Genomic DNA, 18,198 nt, shown 5'->3' with positions numbered 1-18,198 from the left:
CAGCGATCTAAACTACGGTCAGCATCGCATACATATACGAAAAACGCGCGCTTTCAGGTACTAATAATAAAATACGTTCGCCCTTTTTTAGCTTGCCACTGTTGAACAGCTCATTGATCATCAAGTATATCGATGCCGCGCCAACGTTACCTACGGTGTACAGGTTGATGAACCATTTATCGTAAGGGATGCCGCCGCCGTACTCCTGGATCATATCATAGATCTTACTGCGGAAAAAGTTGCTGGATATATGTGGAAGGAACCAATCGATGTCATCAGCGGTAAGTCCTTTGCGTTCAAATATCTCTTTGATCTTTTGGCCGCCGCGAGGAACGATATTATCGCTCAGCAGGCTAATATCCTGTTTCACGCTAAAGATCGACTGGTTCATGATCTCCTCAGGGGTGAAGTCCATAAAGCCTTTCAAAGAACCGTCGGCCTGTTTCTCACCACCCATATACATACAAGTGTTCATGTCGTTGGCGTATGATACCCCTTCGATCCAATCGATCCGTAACGACTGGCCTTCAGGGTTAGGGGTGTCGCTTAACAGGAACGCCGAAGCTCCGTCAGACAACATCCAGCGCAGAAACTCTTTAGAGAACGCGATGTAGGGGTTAGCCTCCATCTCGATCAGCTTTTGGCTCTCTTCTTCGAACACATCAGACACCAGCAAGCCCGAAAAGCGCTCAGAACCTGTAGCTACCGCTTTTTTGGTGTCGCCTGCTTTAATGGCTAAGTAAGCATATTTTAAAGCATGCATACCTGCACAGCAAACACCGGCAGGCGATACCACCTCAATGCTGCCTATCTCTGGCACCTGGCCGTGGGTCATTACACCGTGGCTGGGCATCACCTGATCGGGCGATGATGTACCGCAAGCCAATAACTGTACCTCCCTGATCTTGTCAGGTTGGTCGCTAAAAAGCGCCTTAATGGCCTCAGCGGTCATTTGCGCGTTGGTATGAGTGCTTTTACGTTCCTTATTTAAAGCATAATAACGATTGGTGATACCGTTATTGCGGAGCACGATCTTTTTTGATTTCGACGGCTTATTGTTGATGTAACCTAAGTACTCCTCCATCTCATCGTTCGACACAGGGTCGTTCGGAAAATAAGCGGAGGTATGATTAATATAAACGTTGTTAGACATGTACTTTAAAGATTAGCAACTTGTAAATATCTCAATTTTGTTCGGTTGATACGCTTTGGAAAAAACGGACGCAAAAATATCGCATCCAGCGTCAACAATATAGGCGCTCCCAAGAACAGCGCTATAAAAAGGTAATATTTGAAAACACTTAACCATGGGGTCTTGTGCTTGCGTTTCGAAATAAATTTTGCCCAGGCCGCAAATATTGGCTTGGCCCGGGCCTCAGTGAACATGAGCGGATACTTGATCACTACAGCTTTCTCTTTCAAGAGTGCCGCTTGCAGGTTATCAAGGTCATCGTTCTCGAGATGTTCGTTCACGATCTGGCCATATACCTTGGTGTGCGCAATGTCATCATCGGCAACACCCGGTTTAGGGAAAATGTTCAGGTAGCGGTCCTTTTTACCTGATAACATCCAGTAAAAAATGGTAACAAAGCTCACCACATTGGGATGCTTATCGACCAAAGCGATATTCCCTACCAATTTAGCACCAGCGTTGTGCAACGCCATCCTGACCCGCACGTAAGCGTTGACCCACATATTGCGCGCTGCACTGATGGTCACTACCGGTGTATCCTTGATCAGCTTCCTGAAATGCGGATCGTTCAGCAAAGAGTTGGTAGGTATACTGGGCGACAAGAACCATGGTTGATAGCCCAAGATGACCAGGTCGTAATGTTCGTACTGATAGCTGATCGGCTTTACGGCCTCTGGTATACTCAATACGCATGATGGCATAACCGAAAAAAAGCGGCTACCTGTCCACGGGAAGTCATAGTCGGAAACCGTTCTATACGACACCTTATCTACCAAGGCACCAGCCTCGACCAACGGAGCAGTGAAGGCATCAATAATTTGCCCCATTTGTCCCGATTGCGTGAAGTATATGGCTAAAATCCGCTTATGCATTTTGCAGCAAAGTTAAAGATCTTCGGCATGTAGTGTTTTTGAAATTTTGCAGTAGCTGTTTATGGCTGCTTTTACAACATCAGGCTGGCTCTTGTAATTCCTGATCACATGCTGTTTGTCCTTCTCTATATCCTTGCGATAATGCACGATCTTGGGTACATTCTCTTGTATGGTCAATCTTAAAAAATGGAACTCGGCGTTGTCGGTATCATTCTTCAGGGCGTTCTCTAATTTATAAGCACCTTCCCTAAAAAGGTTCAGTTTGTGCGCAGGGACCTTCACTTTGCCTGCCTTACGCATCAGCAACACACCTTCGTAACCTTTTTTATCGTTCTCTTTAAGCGCCGATGCCTTAACCACATCGATCTCATCATTGATGTCTTTTAATTCGCCAGCCTCCATTACCTTGTAAAAGGCCGCTTTATCAAATCTTTCCTGGGCGACAGCTTTATTTATCGCCCCGGCACCTATCCATATAAGAGCAGCAAAGATCGGCGCTGCTCCACGCTTAAAATTCATGTTACCAAACATAATTAATTATCAGTACATAAGCCGTATCAGGTACGTATTTGTAAGTGCTTTCTTATCTTACCTGTTACCTGATGCGGTGTGAAGCAACAAATGCGATATAAATGCCTTAAGATCCATTTACTTTCGCTTACTTTGGGGTTGCGTTATTGCGATTCCGCTGTAGTTGATCACCAAAGCAAGACACGCAAAGGCCATTAAGGTTTAAAGTTTAGCTACGGATGAGTAATAAGTTATTTGCAGATCAGTGGGCGGTCATACTGGGTGGTTCCAGTGGATTTGGCCATGCAACGGTCGAAAAACTGGCCCGTAACGGCATGAACGTTGCACTGCTGTACCGCGAACCAGCCTTTACTGAAAAGCCACTGCTCCAAAAGCTTGATGCCTTGGCGCAAGAATGCATGGTGACTATACTGCCTTTCAACATCAACGCTCTGGAAACCTCAGGTCGGGAGCGATTCCTTGAAAAGTTCCAGGAGACCGCACCTAAACATAGTGTAAAGCTGTTGTTACACAGCATAGCGCGCGGGAACCTGAAGCCCTTGGTGACCGAAGATAAGAATGCTGATACATTGAGTACGCTATCGGCCGAGGATATACAAATGACCACCTATGCTATGTCCAACAGTTTGTTGGATTGGACCAGATCGTTGCTTCAGCATGATCTTTTTCAGCCCGATGCGAGAGTGATCGGACTCACCAGCGAGGGGGCGCATAAGGTTTGGGAGGGCTATGCCGCTATATCACTAGCCAAATCATCGTTAGAGAGCCTGGCTAAATACATGGCCGTGGAATTTGCACCTTACGGCTTAAAGACGAACGTGATCCAAGCCGGTATCACCGCTACCGCATCATTGAAAAAGATTCCAGGCAGTGATAAGCTGATCGAGATAGGGGAGACCCGCAACCCGATGGGGCGTATCACCAAACCGGAAGACGTTGCGAATGTTATATATCTCCTTTGTATGGCTGAGGCATTTTGGATCAACGGTGCCCTGATACACGTTGACGGCGGCGAACATTGCAACTGATACACACTACTGCTTTTACGTATGACAGATCTTATACTAAACCATCTTCCTTATAAATCGTCTTTCCGTTTTGTGGACAACATATCGGCATTGAGCGAGGACGGTGTTCAAGGTGATTATACGCTGAGGCATGATGCCTTTTTTTACGAGGATCATTTTGAAGACAACCCGGTGACCCCGGGCGTGATCATTACTGAGATCATGGCGCAGATCGGTTTAGTGGTGTTAGGGATATTCCTGATCATGAAGGAGACCGACCACAGTTATACGGATGACGCCTCGATGTATCCGCTCCTCACGTCGACCGATGTGTCGTTCTTTAAAATGGTGTTACCCGGTCAGAAAGTGACCGTAATATCCAAAAAACAATATTTCCGCTTTGGTAAATTAAAGTGCCAAGTAGAGATGTTCGACGGTCAACATGAACTGGTGGCAAGAGGAACGTTCTCGGGCATCATTAAAAAGATCGATATCAAAAAGAATAATGGCTAAGCGCGTTGTGATCACCGGTATGGGTGTGGTATCGCCCAATGGGGTGGGCATCCCAGCCTTTCTGAACTCTTTACAACAGGGTACTTCAGGCATTAAATTCATGCCGCATTACCGTGAGCTTAATTTTAGCTGCCAGGTAGCGGGTATGCCTGCCTTTGAGTGGAGTATCCTGAAAGATTACATTTCGGAAGTGGTGCTGCACGGCCTCAAAGGGACCAACATAGGTTATGGCCTTGTTGCCGCGCTTGATGCCTGGGCCGATGCAGGCTTGGAGCGTGAGACCGTTGAGCCGCGCTGGGATACCGGTTGCATATTCGGGAACAGTGTGGCCGATACCGAGGCCATGAAGAATGTGATCACCCGGGTAGATAACAAAGAGGTAAAGAAATTAGGGTCACGTGTGGTGGAACAGGCCATGAATAGCAGTGTGACCTCCTATATATCGGGCAGGTTAGGGCTGGCCAATAAGGTGATGACCAATTCGGCCGCATGTGCCACAGGTACGCAGGCCATTTTAATGGGCTACGAGTATATTAAACATGGTTATGCACCACGCATGCTGGTGGGTAGCGCTGAGCATGTGGACACCTACGTATACGGCGCATTTGATTCGATGCGCGTACTGTCACGCAAGTTCAATGACGAGCCCGAGCGAGCATCAAGACCCATGAGTGCTACTGCCGGAGGCTTTGTCCCGGGATCAGGTGCCGGTGCCATGATATTGGAAGACCTGGATGTAGCGTTAGAGCGTGGCGCTCACATTTACGCTGAGATATTGGGTGGTGCCACCAACTCTGGCGGGCAACGTTTGGGCGGCACCATGACGGCCGCAAATTCGGTAGGAGTGGTGCGCTGCGTCACCGAGGCTATTGAAAGGTCGGGTGTTCATACTAATGATATCGACCTCATCAGCGGTCATCTTACCGCCACTAATGCCGACAGGCAGGAGATACAGAACTGGGTACAGGCCCTGGGCCGCAGGGGCGACAACTTTCCGCTCATCAATTCCGTAAAATCAATGATCGGTCACTCGCTCAGCGCGGCCGGATCGATCGAGGCGGTGGCATCGGTATTACAGATCGTGCATGGTTTCGTTCACCCCAACATCAACTTCGAGGACCCTAACCCGGCCATCACTGATCTGGTAAGTTTGAACAATATTCCTACCGAAATGATAAAAAAAGAAGTTAATATTGTAGCTAAAGCCAATTTTGGCTTTGGCGATGTTAACTCGTGTTTGATCTTAAGTAAATACACTCAATAAATGACAAGACAAGAGATATTAGATGAACTTAAAATAGTTATCTCACCATACACTACTCATAAAGATAAACTTGCCGAGATGAACGATGATACTGACCTGCTTAAAGATCTGCAGATCAACTCGGCCAACCTGGTCGATATCATTATTGATGCGGAAGCCAAATATGATATCGAGATCGATTATGATTCGGCCGATAAGATGATGAACGTAGGTACTTGTATCGACGTGATCAGCGAAAAGCTAAATGAAAAAGCATGATCAGTGCAGGCAATGATATCGTATCATTAGCCCATACTGATAAGGTCCGCACAGAGCGGCCGGCTTTCTATAAAAGGATACTTTCCCCCACTGAGATAGAGCGGTATGAACAGGGATATCACCAGTCCATGCCGCTTCATCATTATGTATGGTTGTCATGGTCGGCTAAAGAGGCTGCCTTTAAATTTCTTCAAAGACACCATCCTCACTTAGTATTCTCGCCTACCAAGTTTACCGTCATAAATCTTACTCCACCTACAGAGGAACCATCTGTTACGGTAGTCAAAGAGCTAAACGATCGAATATTTGATACGGATAAAGGCTATCATGGTCGCATACTTCATGATAAACACACACTTTATTTTCGCTCATTCTCCTCACAGGAAGTGATACATACCCTCGTTAGCAACGACCAAAGCTTTAACAACATCCGCTGGGGTTTACTGCTCACCGATGACGATTCGCCGGCGGGGTTGTCCGCTGCGGTCAGGGAAGCGGCTACGGAAAGGCTCCACACTCTTTACGGCCAAAGTGCCGTGATCACAAAAGATGAACGGGGGATACCGTTGATCAGTAGCTCAGGAATTGATAGTACCGAGCCAATTTCATTATCGCACCACGGTCAATACGTGGGTTATGTGTTCAATAATAGGTGAGCGCATTATTCTTGGCTATCGTCGTCCTCTTCCAAATGGAAGAATGAGAATGACGAATGGCCATACCGCCGTTGCTCGGTAAAATTGAAATGATTGCTCAGGTTTTGCATTGACTGGTGCTCAACGATCAGCATTCCGCCCGGCAGTAGCAAGTTCTTCTCAAAAATGATCTTGGGTATCTCGGGTATGCGGCTCAGATCGTACGGAGGGTCGGCAAAAATGAGATCATATTGTTCTGTCTCCATCTCCAGGTACTTAAATACATCTGCTTTATACGTGCTAATTTGCGTCAGTCCGTGCTTGCGTGCAGTACCTTTAAGGTAATTGATGCAGTGTATGCTACGGTCAACAGCGGTAACACTCTGGGCAAAGCGCGATGCAAATTCAAGTGCCAGGTTACCGGTCCCGCTGAACAGGTCGAGCACCTTGATGCCTTCCAGATCTATTTGATTTTGCAGGATATTGAAAAGAGCCTCCTTTGCCATATCGGTAGTAGGCCGTACCGGGAGGTTTTTGGGAGGGTCTAACCGAAGCCCTTTTAAGCGTCCGCCAATGATGCGCATAATGGCAGTGAGGTTATTGCCAGCAATTGGTGCTTAGCAAAGCGGTCGGGTATGTTGGCTACCGTAATAGTGTTCAACTGCACCGACTTGAACATAGTAGAGAGCAGGTCAGTGTAACGTTGGTTGCCTTCGGCGATCATGCCGCTCAGGATCAAAGTGACTTTGCTCATGTCGAGCTTAAGTTGCTGACAGATGAACGCCGCATAATAGGCCAGCTCATCCTCATGACCGAACTCAAAAGTGTTGAACAATTGCAGCGAACTATTCTGAAAGTAGGCGATATCGAACTGGCCGTCGCAGATGTTCACGTACAACTCATCACCTGATGGTTGAGCGCTGGCAATAGCCTTTAACCAACCTTTTGCACCGAACAATGTACGAGCGGTACCAAAGCGGTTCAAGGCCTCGGCCTGTGTTTGGGTGATCTTGAACACCACCTCATTGTTATCGTCTAAAGGCTGGGCCATCACGGTATCAGTGGCATGCACGTCTAAAAATCGGGCTATTTCTGTAATGCCGTCTTCCTCAAATACTATTTGAGGTACCAGCGTAAAGTTGGCCGATCGCACAGCGGTGATCACGTCCTGATAACCAAAGTTGAGCACCTCCTGCACCTCGCCGGGCGAAGTAAGTTCGGCGATCGGTGCATCTTTACGCCAAACCATCAATTGTTGACCGTAAAGTACAGACAAAGAGAACCTTTGTTCACCAAGCAACAGCGTCAAAGTGTAATGGCCTACCTCCAGGTGGCTAAAACTTGGGTCAATGTAATGGTATAAGGCGTCGTTCATCAGTAATGCACAAAAATAACTATTTTTTCGTTTGCTTTGTTGAGTTTTGTGCCATAAAGCCATGCCAGCAAGCGAACAGATCAGCGCATCATTTCCTTTCGAACCTGCACCTCAGCAACGTGAGCTGTTCGGCAAGTTGCACCAGTTCTTGCTGAGCGATAACGGTTACGAGTGCTTCCTGCTGAGAGGATATGCCGGTACCGGTAAGACAACCGTGCTCAGTGCCCTGGTAAAGGCTTTGCGAGCGTACAATTTAAAGTCAGTACTGTTGGCGCCTACCGGTAGGGCCGCTAAGGTGATCACCGGCTATTCAGGGCGTAAGGCCTTCACCATACATAAGCGGGTCTACCGTAAACGCTCGGCCATGAATGTGGATGACATGTTCATGCTGGCCACCAATCTGTCTGAAGATACTTTGTTCATTGTCGACGAGGCCTCCATGATATCTGACGAGGCCATGGGCACCGCTCGAGATACGCTTCTGCGTGATCTGGTGAACTATGTTTACAACACCAAGAACTGCAAGTTGATGTTGGTAGGCGATACGGCACAGCTTCCGCCCGTCGGTTCTGAGTATAGCCCTGCATTGGATGCCAGCATATTGAGCGAGGACCTGGGTCTGCAAGTGTTCAGTTTTGAATTGACCGAAGTTTTAAGGCAACAAAAGAATTCGGGTATACTGCATAATGTGACCGCCGTACGGGAGTTGATCAGGCACGAAGAAGCCAACTATCCTCAGATCGTGACCAAAGGGTACAAGGATGTATACCGCATGACCGGTGAGCGGCTGGAAGAAGGGTTGAGTTATGCGTATGGTAAATATGGTTTCGACGGCACTTTGGTTATCTGCCGGTCAAATAAGAACGCTAACCTGTACAATCAACAGATCCGTAACCGCATACTCATGCGTGAGGAAGAACTGACCGGCGGCGACCAGATCATGGTGGTGCGTAACAACTACTTTTGGCTGCAAGGGGGCGAAGAAGCAAGCACAGGATTTATTGCCAATGGCGATATCGCCCGTATCAAAAGAGTAAGGCGGATAGAGGAACTGTATGGATTCCGGTTCGCTGATGTGCAGATCGAGTTCATTGACTATGCAGAGGACCCGGTGATCGATTGCAAGGTATTGCTCGAAGCGCTGTATGCTGACTCGCCGGCACTATCTGCTGATGATCAGAAGCGATTCTTTTTGGAGGTGATGAAGGATTACGAACATTTACCTACCCGGCGCGAGAAACTGGCCGAACTTAAACTTAATCCGTATTACAACGCTTTACAGATCAAGTTCGCTTATGCCGTCACCTGCCATAAAGCACAGGGTGGCCAATGGGAGGCCGTATTTATTGACCAGGGGTACCTGACCGAAGAAATGTTAAATACCGACTTCCTCCGATGGTTCTATACCGCATGTACCCGCGCCACTACTGAACTTTTCCTTGTCAATTTCAATCAGCGCTTTTACGCCGCACCAGCCGAAGGGTAACCGTCTCGAAACACAAAGAGCACCTGTGATAACAGATGCTCTTTGTGTTTTAGTCACGAACTGCGATCAATAATGTGGGTCTTTTATTTTAAAGAAAACTACAGCTACTAAAAATAGCAAAGAAAGAAATGCAGTAAATGAGCTAAATGTGGAAGTGAATGCCTTTCTCATGGTCTCTTCTTTTTAGGTGTACGTATGGTAAACGATACGACAATTATAGCAAGATTGATACTGGAAATAGCCTCAGAGCGCATTTTTACAAGTTCATCAACGTTTCAGGTCAATGATCACAGATCGCACAATACTGTGGTATAAAGGTTGTGAATAAAGAAAACGAGTAGTTTTTGTCCACGTAGACAATGTTACACAAAGTGTGGATAATTGAGTAGTTGTGTATACATCTTGCTGAATTACAGTTCAAAGTTGAGTTGCTGATCAGTGCCAGGTCATTATATCCAAGCGCTGAATACAATTGTATCAGCCATTTTTGACCTGATGAAGTTTGATGGTGAAGGTCGTGCCCTTATTTACCACGCTGCTCACCTCTATGCGACCATGGTGCTGTTCAACGATCTGCCTTGATATGCTGAGTCCTAACCCTGTTGAGCGTTCTCCTTTGAGCCCCTGCCGGCCTGAGCGGGTAAAGCGATCGAACAGTTGCGGCAACAGGTCAGGCGGAATGCCCACGCCATGATCCATTATCTCAATGGTCACATGGTTATCCTTCTCGCTCAGAGTGATCTCAATGGGGGAGTTTTCCTTAGAGAACTTGGCTGCGTTGCTGATCAGGTTATCCATCACCCTTTGAAACTTTTCCTGGTTCACTTCCGCATATACGGGATAAGTAGGTGCATGCAAAATAATCGGGTTGTCCACCGCGCCTGGTCGCTGCCAGATCCTCACCACATCTTGCAATAGGTCCTTTAGGTTCACCAGCACGAACTCCATATGGCTGCTATTATCATTACGCGCAACTTCTAACAGGTCATTAATGATCGCAAAGGCCTTGCGGCATGATGTTTTGATCATGCTCACGTTCTCTTTGGTGTCTTCGTCCAACTCATCCATCTCCATCAGCATGGCTATCGATTCTACCGCCCCTATCGGGTTGCGCAGGTCATGTGCCACCATGCCCAGTACATCGTTCTTGAACAAGCTTGCGCGTTCTATCTCCTCATTCTTTTCTTTAATGATCTGGAGCTGCATGTACTGATCGGCACGGTATGAGTATATGTGCCTCGATATAAAGAAAAAGATGAGTAAAAGGCAAAGCAGCAGCAATTCATTATAAATGATCTGAGTGGGGTCGGCATGTACATACAGTAGCAGTAAGCTGAAGAATAGCCAGTTGACGATGGTAAGTAAAAGGCTTTCCTGGTACTCAAAGGTGTAAACGCCAGCTACGGCAATCAGCGCGATCAGGTAAATGATGATGCTTGAGCTTGGGTCGGACGTGGCCACAAAGTTGAAGAACATGCCGCATAACGACAGGTAAATACAAAAGATGATCACGTAGAACAGGGCATACGATATCGCATTTTTACGCCAGCTATACTGCCTGGCCAGTTGATGGCCTGCTACATAGAATAATGGAGTGAGTAACAAACAGGCCCAATTAGCCAGGTTGAACTCAGGGAAATTGTGGATGTGGGTGACGCTAACTGGTAACAGACTTAAGAAAGCTCTGATACACAGGTTTAGCCCAAAAAAGATCATGCACGCAACTTGTACGGTGTCAAGGTTCTGTTGCATGTATAGGCGCTGATAGCTGGCCCGGTACGCTTTAGGTATACTTTTGAAATAATAGGTTTTCAAAACACTTATTGGATACCTATAAAACTAAAAGTTATCTACTAAAATAAAGGTGTGTTGAGTCCGATTTTCTCCGAATGTTGTATTAATAACTCCTGAGTTAATTATGGCTGTCTTTTCGATTAACGATCAGGTGGATGCTAGAGCAAAGCAGATAGCATGACCGTGCGATATATCTATAGACAAACAAAACGGCCGCCCGGAATATTGACCAATTAGACAAATTGTCGCTGAAAATTGGAAATAGCTGACTTTTTTTCACTAATTGTTGAATGGCAAATAGTTTGACTAACACTAAGTACCATGAATTTTAACAACTTTACCATAAAAGCACAGGAGGCCGTGCAGAAGGCATCCGAGATAGCCACCGGCAATCAGCAGCAGGCCATTGAGACCGCGCACTTGCTCAAAGGCTTATTAATGGTCGATGAGAACGTGGTAAGCTACCTGCTCAAAAAACTGAACGTGAACATTAGCAGGTTGAACGAAACACTCGACAACCAGATCCAAGCCTTCCCTAAAGTAAGCGGAAGCAATATCTATCTTTCGGCCAATGCCAACGCTGCTTTGCAAAAAGCGCAGAGCTATTTAAAAGAATTTAAAGATGAGTTCGTTTCGGTAGAGCATATCCTGATGGGTATCTTATCTGTGAACGATAAAGTGAGCGCCGCTCTTAAGGACTATGGCGTGAACGAAAAGGACCTTAAAACGGCCATCGTTAGTTTGCGTGGCGATAGCAAGGTGACCGGCCAAAATGCCGAGGCCACTTATAACGCCTTAAACAAATATGCGCGTAACCTGAACGAGTATGCTGAATCAGGTAAGCTGGATCCCGTGATCGGTCGTGATGAAGAAATCCGCCGAGTGATCCAGATCCTGAGCCGCCGCACCAAGAACAACCCTGTATTGGTGGGTGAGCCTGGTGTAGGTAAAACAGCTATAGCCGAAGGTATCGCCTTTAGGATCATCAAAGGTGATGCGCCCGATAACCTCAAGAGCAAGACCGTTTTCTCACTGGATATGGGTGCACTAGTAGCCGGTGCCAAATATAAAGGCGAATTTGAGGAACGCTTGAAGGCGGTAGTGAATGAGGTGATCAAGAGTGATGGCGAGATCATCCTGTTCATTGATGAGATCCATACACTGGTGGGAGCTGGTGGTGGCGAGGGTGCGATGGATGCTGCCAACATCCTGAAACCTGCCCTGGCCCGTGGCGAGCTGAGAGCCATAGGCGCTACCACACTGAACGAGTATCAAAAATACATCGAGAAAGATAAAGCCCTCGAGCGTCGTTTCCAACGCGTGATGGTGGAAGAGCCTGATGCTGCCGATGCCATATCGATCCTGCGTGGCTTGAAGGAGCGTTATGAAACACACCATAAGGTGCGCATCAAGGATGAGGCCATCATTGCTTCAGTAGAGATGTCGCAAAGGTATATCGCCGACCGTTTTTTGCCTGATAAGGCTATCGACCTGATGGATGAAGCAGCCAGTAAGCTGCGTTTAGAAATGAATTCGGTACCCGAAGCGGTTGATGAATTGGAGCGACGTATCATGCAGCTCGAGATCGAGCGCGAGGCCATCAAGCGCGAGAACGATGATCGCAAGGTGAAAGAACTGAGCGAGGAGATCGCCAACCTGTCTACCGAACGGGATTCACTGCGTGCTAAATGGCAGGGCGAAAAGGATCTGGTGGATGGTATCAACAGTAAGATCGAAGCTATAGAAGCATACAAACTGGAAGCCGAACAAGCTGAAAGAGCCGGTGATTATGGTAAAGTAGCCGAACTGCGTTACGGCCGCATCCGTGAGACCGAGGCAGAGGTAGAGAAACTAAAAGCAGCCCTACGCGAGAACCAGGAAGATCACCGCATGCTCAAAGAAGAGGTGACCGCCGATGATATCGCCGGTGTGGTATCCCGCTGGACCGGTATCCCGGTATCTAAAATGATCCAAAGTGAGCGCGAAAAGCTGTTGCACCTGGAAGAGGAACTGCACAAACGCGTGGCAGGGCAGGAAGAGGCCATTGAGGCGATCAGCGATGCCATACGCCGCAGTCGTGCCGGTTTGCAGGATAAACGCCGCCCTATAGGTTCATTCATCTTTTTAGGTACTACGGGTGTAGGTAAAACGGAGTTGGCTAAAGCATTGGCCGAGTTCCTGTTCAATGATGAGCAAAGCATGGTACGTATCGATATGTCGGAGTACCAGGAACGCCATGCGGTAAGCCGTTTGATCGGTGCGCCTCCGGGCTACGTAGGCTATGATGAAGGCGGACAACTGACCGAGGCCGTGCGCCGCAAACCATACAGCGTGATCCTGCTCGACGAGATCGAGAAGGCACACCCTGATGTGTTCAACATATTGCTACAGGTGCTGGACGATGGCCGTTTGACCGACAACAAAGGTCGCGTGGTCAACTTCAAGAATACCATTGTGATCATGACATCCAATATTGGTTCGCACATCATTCAGGAGAACTTCCAGAATTTTGAGGACAGTGATAAGGAAGAAGTGATGGCACGTACCAAGAACCAACTGTTCGAATTGTTGCAAAAGACCATTCGTCCGGAGTTCTTGAACCGTATAGATGAGGTGATCATGTTCACTCCACTGGGTCGCGATGAGATAGCCGATATCGTGAAGCTGCAATTCAAAGGTTTGCAGGCCACGCTGCAGGAAATGGGCATCCACATGGAGGCCTCTGACGAAGCACTTGATTGGCTGGCCCAACTGGGTTACGACCCGCAATATGGTGCACGTCCGCTTAAACGGGTGATCCAGAAAAAGATCCTGAACGAGCTGAGTAAGCAAATATTGGCTGGTAAGGTAGATAAGGACAGCAAGATCAAGCTGGATATGTTCGACAACCAGTTCGTATTCCTGAACGAGTAAGACGCCAGGTAACTACATAGCGAGTTAAATTATATAAGGGAATTGCCAAGGATGCAGTTCCCTTTTTTGTTGCTGTTCAAGCACAAGATTCGTAGACTAAAAAGAAAGGACCTTTAGCGATTATTTTATAAGTGCAGCATTTGACACACGGGCTATTCGGCCAGCAGCGTGATCTCAGTTTTGCTGAACATCTCGCGGCGGTCGTCGCCATCGGTCAGGTCAACGATCACCTGGTCGCCAATAATATCGTTAATGTAGCCGTTGCCATTTGGCGTGCTTACGGCGTCGCCTATTTTAAATTCCATAATTCATCTGTGTATTAATGATGTAGATGCCGCCACATGTTAGGGTTGTCGCGGTAATGACTAATGTGTTCAATGATCTCTTCTACCTGGGCCAATTCCAATCTGATGGCCCCGTCGGCCGTATAGGAGAATAGCCTTCCCGGGTCTTCAAAGGTTATATAGCCCATATAATTAGGGTCGTCATGTTTTTGCAAATGCAGCTCACTGCTCTTGGTCACTTCGGCATTAGCATCGCCATTGGTAATGTCTTTAAACACACTGTATGTGTAAGTGATAACCTCGTGGCCATTGCTATGGAACAAAGTATCTGGAATGATCATTAGCGGCAGCTGCTCGCTTATTGAAAAAAATATGGCCGACATAACTTACAACACGTTTCCCTTCATATATACTGAATGATCATAAGTCCAAAAAAGTTTGACCTGAAGGCGAGTGAATGAGGTAAGGCAACATCAAAAATAATTAATGGCCTCCTCTTGCATTTGAACAAAACATGTACGACAATTGTGATATCATTTTAATATCAAATTGAATAGACATGGAAACTGAACGTATATTGAAACCGCTTAATGGTTATGTAGCGGTGGTCCTGGCCTTGGTAGCTGTTGTTGTAGGGTTGGTACTGGCCATCAACATCCCTTTATGCGCAGTGGCTGGAGTGATCGTGGGTGTGATCTTACTTAAAGGACTGATCATTGTTGGGCCAAATGATTCGAAGGTGTTGCTGCTGTTCGGTAAGTATGTGGGCAGTGTGGATCAAAGCGGCCTGTTCTGGGTCAATCCGTTTTACTGGCGCATAGGTGTATCGTTAAAGGCCCGCAACTTCGAGAGCGAGCTGATCAAAGTGAACGATAAGATGGGTAACCCGGTACTCATCAGCGTGATCCTGGTTTGGAAGGTACAGGACACTTACAAGGCCTCGTTCGCCGTTAATGATTATATCCAATTCGTGCGCATACAAACCGATTCAGCCGTGCGTAAATTGGCCGGCAGTTTCCCCTACGATCACTTTGAGGATGAGCAGGCCCACATCACCCTGAGTACTAATTTTGAGGATGTGAACAATGCCCTTGAAAAGGAGATAGCTGAGCGACTGCACATGGCAGGTATCGATGTGATCGAGGCCCGTATCGGTCACCTGGCCTACGCGCCCGAGATAGCGCATTCGATGTTGCGCCGTCAGCAGGCATCGGCCGTGGTGGCTGCCCGCCACAAGATCGTGGAAGGTGCCGTAGGTATGGTAGATAGTGCTTTGAAGTTATTATCAGAAAAAGAGATCATTCAGTTTGACGATGATAAAAAGGCCACCATGGTAAGCAACCTGATGGTAGTACTTTGCGGCGACCGCGAAACACAGCCGGTAGTGAACACTGGCACGTTATATCAATAGTTTGGTAAGAGGAGAAAGAAAGCATGGCTGATAAAAGGTCGTTCGCGTTGCGGGTAAATGCTGAAACGCTAAAGGCGATAGAGAAATGGGCGGCCGATGATTTCAGGAGTGTGAACGGGCAGATCGAGTGGTTACTGCACAAGGCGCTGACCGAAAGCGGCAGGTTAAAAAAGAAGGACGAAGAGGCTGGTAAAAAATAAACGGTCACTCAACGCACTTATTTGATCCATATTAATTTTAACCAGTGCAGTTCCCTGTCAATATCCATTTAGGCCATACCGTTATCCCAGTGCACCTGGTGTGCGAGGTGCTGGCCTATGCCATAGGCTACCGGTATTACAATTATTTGCGCAGGCACCGGCATGATCCTATCAATGATAATCAGCGTATGCTCATTTTCATCGGTGCGGCGGCTGGGGCATTTGTGGGGTCACACCTATTGGGCATCTTAGAAGACCCTGATAAGTTGAACCAAATGAGTATAGCTTATTTTATGGGGAATACCACCATTATAGGCGGCTTACTGGGCGGCCTGGTCGGGGTGGAGCTGATGAAAAAGCGGATCGGTGTGCATACCTCATCAGGTGATCTGATGGTGTATCCGATCATTCTGAGTATGGTGATCGGTCGTATGGGTTGCTTTTTAGCAGGGCTTACTGATGGTACCTATGGCATACCGAGTAACCTGCCTTGGGCTATTGATATGGGTGATGGTGTGCCGCGGCATCCTACTAACCTGTATGAGATGCTGTTTTGGTTGGTGTTATGGTTATCCTTGTGGAAACTGGAACAACACCACGAGTTGGCCAATGGTGCGCGGTTCAAGATCATGATGGTCAGTTACCTGATATTCCGCCTCATGGTCGAATTCATTAAACCGGCATATTTTTTTAACTTCGGACTATCGGTATTGCAACTGGCCTGTTTAGCTGGCTTGTTTTATTATTACCGGGTCATCGTCTATCCTAAAGAACTGATACAACCTTATGCCTGAACGTCCGTACATCTATTACGACTTTACCATCAGTATATGCTCTACCTGTTTACGGCGGGTAGATGCCAAGATCGTTTTTGAGGACGATAAGGTGTACATGCACAAGAATTGCCGCCACCACGGTTTTGAGAAGGTGCTGATCGCAACGGATGTAGAATATTACAAGAGTTGCCGCAATTATGCCAAGCGGAGTGAGATGCCGCTCAAGTTCAATACTGCCACCCACTATGGTTGCCCTTATGATTGTGGCCTGTGCCGTGATCATGAACAACACTCCTGCCTTACCGTGGTGGAGGTGACCGACCGCTGTAACTTGAGCTGTCCTACCTGTTATGCCATGTCATCGCCGCATTACGGCAGGCATCGCACCCTCGACGAGATCGAGCAGATGCTGGATGTAGTTGTCGCTAACGAGGGCGAACCCGATGTGGTGCAGATCAGTGGGGGAGAACCTACCGTGCATCCGCATTTCTTCGAGATACTGGACATTGCCAAGCGTAAGCCGATCAAACACCTCATGGTGAACACCAACGGCATCCGTATAGCCAAGGATGAGGAGTTCGTTAAACGCTTGGCCACCTACATGCCCGATTTTGAGATCTATCTCCAGTTCGATTCATTCAAAAGGGAAGTGCTGGAACAGATGCGCGGCGAGGACCTGCGCGAAGTAAGGCGCAAAGCGATCGAGAATCTGAACAAATACAACCTATCGACCACGCTGGTGGTCACCCTGCAAAAAGGACTGAACACCGACGAGATAGGCGCCATAACCGAGTATGCCTTGAAACAACGCTGTGTAAGAGGGGTCACTTTTCAGCCCACGCAGCAAGCCGGGCGGTTAGAGAACTTTGAACCGGCCACCGACCGTTATACCATGACCGAGGTGCGCACCGCCATTTTGGAACAGACCGGCATTTTTACCGCACAAGATCTGTTGCCCGTTCCCTGCAACCCCGATGCGCTGGTGATGGGTTACGCGCTTAAATTGGGCGACTGCGTGTTCCCGCTAACTCGAATGATAGACCCTAATGACCTGCTCGACAATTCGCGCAACACGATCGTATATGAGCAGGATGAGGTATTAAAGGAACACCTGCTGCACATGTTCAGCACCGGTAACTCGGTAGATAAGGCACAGGAACACCTGACCTCGATCATGTGTTGTTTACCCAACATCGATGCACCCGGCTTGAGCTACGATAACTTGTTCCGCGTTATTATCATGAACTTTATAGATGCACAGAACTTTGACGTGCGGGCCATCAAAAAATCGTGCGTCCACATTGTGAACAAAGATCTGAACATTATTCCGTTCGAGACCATGAACCTGTTCTACCGTGACGATAAAGCAGCTTATTTAGAAACACTCCGTAACGAGATACCTGTATGATGAGACCAGAGCGAGAAATTAAACCGAAAAAACCATCGGACGCGGCCATATTGGGCTATAACCTGCTGGCTTTTGCCGCTTACACCGGCTTATGTCTGCTGGTTGATGGAAGCAGCGGCGGCTTTGTGGCGTTCATCATATCGATCGCACATTTTGTGATCTGCGGCATCATTGGCGCCGTTACCAGCAGGTGGGCCTGGCTTTTAGGCGGCTTCCTGGCCGTACTGATCGGTTTTGGTACCTGCGTAAGCAACTTTACCATGGATACCCGTTAGCCTG

General features: G+C 47.6%; 20 protein-coding genes. 12 read left to right on the top strand and 8 right to left on the bottom strand.

Annotated features, from left to right (window positions below; genetic code table 11):
- Positions 1-7: 7 nt before the first annotated feature.
- Genes LLH06_RS17500 through LLH06_RS17490 form a run of 3 tightly spaced genes read right to left on the bottom strand, consistent with a single transcriptional unit; the run spans position 8 to position 2,583 of the window.
- The gene (locus LLH06_RS17500; RefSeq protein ID WP_228170577.1) at positions 8-1,153 is read right to left on the bottom strand and encodes a beta-ketoacyl-ACP synthase III; all 1,146 of its coding nucleotides are present in this window, start codon (positions 1,151-1,153) and stop codon (positions 8-10) included.
- A 5-nt stretch (positions 1,154-1,158) separates the two neighbouring features.
- Positions 1,159-2,064, bottom strand: a complete 906-nt coding sequence (locus LLH06_RS17495; protein ID WP_228170576.1) for a hypothetical protein — start codon at positions 2,062-2,064, stop codon at positions 1,159-1,161.
- A 12-nt stretch (positions 2,065-2,076) separates the two neighbouring features.
- Positions 2,077-2,583: a hypothetical protein gene (locus LLH06_RS17490; RefSeq protein WP_228170575.1), complete on the bottom strand. Its 507-nt coding sequence runs from the start codon at positions 2,581-2,583 to the stop codon at positions 2,077-2,079.
- A gap of 230 nt (positions 2,584-2,813) precedes the next feature.
- On the opposite strand from LLH06_RS17490, the gene LLH06_RS17485 reads away from it, so the two are divergent.
- Genes LLH06_RS17485 through LLH06_RS17465 form a run of 5 tightly spaced genes read left to right on the top strand, consistent with a single transcriptional unit; the run spans position 2,814 to position 6,293 of the window.
- Positions 2,814-3,623 (top strand): SDR family oxidoreductase, encoded by an 810-nt coding sequence (locus LLH06_RS17485; protein ID WP_228170574.1) that lies wholly within the window; start codon positions 2,814-2,816, stop codon positions 3,621-3,623.
- A 21-nt stretch (positions 3,624-3,644) separates the two neighbouring features.
- On the top strand, positions 3,645-4,115 hold the full coding sequence (locus LLH06_RS17480) for a 3-hydroxyacyl-ACP dehydratase FabZ family protein (RefSeq protein WP_228170573.1): 471 nt from the start codon (positions 3,645-3,647) through the stop codon (positions 4,113-4,115).
- On the top strand, positions 4,108-5,379 hold the full coding sequence (locus LLH06_RS17475) for a beta-ketoacyl-[acyl-carrier-protein] synthase family protein (protein ID WP_228170572.1): 1,272 nt from the start codon (positions 4,108-4,110) through the stop codon (positions 5,377-5,379). The genes LLH06_RS17480 and LLH06_RS17475 overlap by 8 nt, the downstream gene beginning before the upstream one ends.
- Entirely contained in the window at positions 5,380-5,637 is a 258-nt protein-coding gene (locus tag LLH06_RS17470; RefSeq protein WP_228170571.1) for an acyl carrier protein, read from the top strand. It begins immediately after the preceding gene.
- A complete protein-coding gene (locus LLH06_RS17465) occupies positions 5,634-6,293 on the top strand; it encodes a 4'-phosphopantetheinyl transferase superfamily protein (RefSeq protein ID WP_228170570.1) in 660 nt (219 codons plus the stop codon). Before LLH06_RS17470 ends, LLH06_RS17465 begins: the two co-directional genes overlap by 4 nt.
- Positions 6,294-6,298: 5 nt before the next feature.
- Here LLH06_RS17465 and rsmD read toward each other — a convergent pair whose 3' ends face one another.
- Complete coding sequence (gene rsmD / locus LLH06_RS17460; RefSeq protein WP_228170569.1) at positions 6,299-6,856, bottom strand: 16S rRNA (guanine(966)-N(2))-methyltransferase RsmD; 558 nt, start codon at positions 6,854-6,856, stop codon at positions 6,299-6,301.
- Positions 6,832-7,647, bottom strand: a complete 816-nt coding sequence (locus LLH06_RS17455; RefSeq protein ID WP_228170568.1) for a DUF3822 family protein — start codon at positions 7,645-7,647, stop codon at positions 6,832-6,834. Before LLH06_RS17455 ends, rsmD begins: the two co-directional genes overlap by 25 nt.
- A gap of 61 nt (positions 7,648-7,708) precedes the next feature.
- Here LLH06_RS17455 and LLH06_RS17450 point away from each other — a divergent pair, with 61 nt between their 5' ends.
- Complete coding sequence (locus LLH06_RS17450; RefSeq protein WP_228170567.1) at positions 7,709-9,133, top strand: ATP-dependent DNA helicase; 1,425 nt, start codon at positions 7,709-7,711, stop codon at positions 9,131-9,133.
- A gap of 477 nt (positions 9,134-9,610) precedes the next feature.
- Here the strand turns inward: LLH06_RS17450 and LLH06_RS17445 are convergent, their stop codons facing one another.
- A complete protein-coding gene (locus tag LLH06_RS17445; RefSeq protein ID WP_228170566.1) occupies positions 9,611-10,948 on the bottom strand; it encodes a sensor histidine kinase in 1,338 nt (445 codons plus the stop codon).
- Between the two features lie 300 nt (positions 10,949-11,248).
- Here LLH06_RS17445 and clpB point away from each other — a divergent pair, with 300 nt between their 5' ends.
- Positions 11,249-13,840 carry an ATP-dependent chaperone ClpB gene (gene clpB, locus LLH06_RS17440; RefSeq protein ID WP_228170565.1) on the top strand — a complete coding sequence of 864 codons (2,592 nt, stop codon included), beginning with the start codon at positions 11,249-11,251 and terminating at the stop codon, positions 13,838-13,840.
- A 152-nt stretch (positions 13,841-13,992) separates the two neighbouring features.
- Here the strand turns inward: clpB and LLH06_RS17435 are convergent, their stop codons facing one another.
- Together LLH06_RS17435 and LLH06_RS17430 are read right to left on the bottom strand one after the other, a co-directional pair.
- Positions 13,993-14,145: a hypothetical protein gene (locus LLH06_RS17435; protein ID WP_228170564.1), complete on the bottom strand. Its 153-nt coding sequence runs from the start codon at positions 14,143-14,145 to the stop codon at positions 13,993-13,995.
- A gap of 14 nt (positions 14,146-14,159) precedes the next feature.
- Positions 14,160-14,507 carry a hypothetical protein gene (locus LLH06_RS17430; RefSeq protein ID WP_228170563.1) on the bottom strand — a complete coding sequence of 116 codons (348 nt, stop codon included), beginning with the start codon at positions 14,505-14,507 and terminating at the stop codon, positions 14,160-14,162.
- A gap of 176 nt (positions 14,508-14,683) precedes the next feature.
- Between LLH06_RS17430 and LLH06_RS17425 the strand changes: the two genes are divergently transcribed.
- The 5 genes from LLH06_RS17425 to LLH06_RS17405 are packed head-to-tail and all read left to right on the top strand — an operon-like array spanning position 14,684 to position 18,194.
- On the top strand, positions 14,684-15,535 hold the full coding sequence (locus LLH06_RS17425) for an SPFH domain-containing protein (protein ID WP_228170562.1): 852 nt from the start codon (positions 14,684-14,686) through the stop codon (positions 15,533-15,535).
- A 23-nt stretch (positions 15,536-15,558) separates the two neighbouring features.
- The gene (locus tag LLH06_RS17420) at positions 15,559-15,735 is read left to right on the top strand and encodes an Arc family DNA binding domain-containing protein (RefSeq protein WP_228170561.1); all 177 of its coding nucleotides are present in this window, start codon (positions 15,559-15,561) and stop codon (positions 15,733-15,735) included.
- A gap of 44 nt (positions 15,736-15,779) precedes the next feature.
- Positions 15,780-16,529 (top strand): prolipoprotein diacylglyceryl transferase, encoded by a 750-nt coding sequence (locus LLH06_RS17415; protein ID WP_228170560.1) that lies wholly within the window; start codon positions 15,780-15,782, stop codon positions 16,527-16,529.
- Complete coding sequence (locus LLH06_RS17410; protein WP_228170559.1) at positions 16,522-17,919, top strand: radical SAM protein; 1,398 nt, start codon at positions 16,522-16,524, stop codon at positions 17,917-17,919. Before LLH06_RS17415 ends, LLH06_RS17410 begins: the two co-directional genes overlap by 8 nt.
- Positions 17,916-18,194: a hypothetical protein gene (locus LLH06_RS17405; RefSeq protein WP_228170558.1), complete on the top strand. Its 279-nt coding sequence runs from the start codon at positions 17,916-17,918 to the stop codon at positions 18,192-18,194. Before LLH06_RS17410 ends, LLH06_RS17405 begins: the two co-directional genes overlap by 4 nt.
- The last annotated feature ends 4 nt before the right edge of the window (positions 18,195-18,198 follow it).

This window comes from Mucilaginibacter daejeonensis, assembly GCF_020783335.1.
GTDB lineage: Bacteria > Bacteroidota > Bacteroidia > Sphingobacteriales > Sphingobacteriaceae > Mucilaginibacter > Mucilaginibacter daejeonensis.
The sequence above is the reverse complement of the archived record's forward strand: the minus strand, read 5'-3'. Positions and strand labels throughout refer to the sequence as shown.

Coding starts and splice junctions, on each gene's coding strand:
- LLH06_RS17485 (WP_228170574.1), top strand. CDS start 2,814: ATGAGTAATAAGTTATTTGCAGATCAGTGGGCGGTCATACTGGGTGGT.
- LLH06_RS17465 (WP_228170570.1), top strand. CDS start 5,634: ATGATCAGTGCAGGCAATGATATCGTATCATTAGCCCATACTGATAAG.
- LLH06_RS17410 (WP_228170559.1), top strand. CDS start 16,522: ATGCCTGAACGTCCGTACATCTATTACGACTTTACCATCAGTATATGC.
- LLH06_RS17490 (WP_228170575.1), bottom strand. CDS start 2,583: ATGAATTTTAAGCGTGGAGCAGCGCCGATCTTTGCTGCTCTTATATGG.
- LLH06_RS17455 (WP_228170568.1), bottom strand. CDS start 7,647: ATGAACGACGCCTTATACCATTACATTGACCCAAGTTTTAGCCACCTG.
- LLH06_RS17425 (WP_228170562.1), top strand. CDS start 14,684: ATGGAAACTGAACGTATATTGAAACCGCTTAATGGTTATGTAGCGGTG.
- LLH06_RS17420 (WP_228170561.1), top strand. CDS start 15,559: ATGGCTGATAAAAGGTCGTTCGCGTTGCGGGTAAATGCTGAAACGCTA.
- rsmD (WP_228170569.1), bottom strand. CDS start 6,856: ATGCGCATCATTGGCGGACGCTTAAAAGGGCTTCGGTTAGACCCTCCC.
- LLH06_RS17475 (WP_228170572.1), top strand. CDS start 4,108: ATGGCTAAGCGCGTTGTGATCACCGGTATGGGTGTGGTATCGCCCAAT.
- LLH06_RS17430 (WP_228170563.1), bottom strand. CDS start 14,507: ATGTCGGCCATATTTTTTTCAATAAGCGAGCAGCTGCCGCTAATGATC.
- clpB (WP_228170565.1), top strand. CDS start 11,249: ATGAATTTTAACAACTTTACCATAAAAGCACAGGAGGCCGTGCAGAAG.
- LLH06_RS17470 (WP_228170571.1), top strand. CDS start 5,380: ATGACAAGACAAGAGATATTAGATGAACTTAAAATAGTTATCTCACCA.
- LLH06_RS17480 (WP_228170573.1), top strand. CDS start 3,645: ATGACAGATCTTATACTAAACCATCTTCCTTATAAATCGTCTTTCCGT.
- LLH06_RS17405 (WP_228170558.1), top strand. CDS start 17,916: ATGATGAGACCAGAGCGAGAAATTAAACCGAAAAAACCATCGGACGCG.
- LLH06_RS17450 (WP_228170567.1), top strand. CDS start 7,709: ATGCCAGCAAGCGAACAGATCAGCGCATCATTTCCTTTCGAACCTGCA.
- LLH06_RS17435 (WP_228170564.1), bottom strand. CDS start 14,145: ATGGAATTTAAAATAGGCGACGCCGTAAGCACGCCAAATGGCAACGGC.
- LLH06_RS17495 (WP_228170576.1), bottom strand. CDS start 2,064: ATGCATAAGCGGATTTTAGCCATATACTTCACGCAATCGGGACAAATG.
- LLH06_RS17500 (WP_228170577.1), bottom strand. CDS start 1,153: ATGTCTAACAACGTTTATATTAATCATACCTCCGCTTATTTTCCGAAC.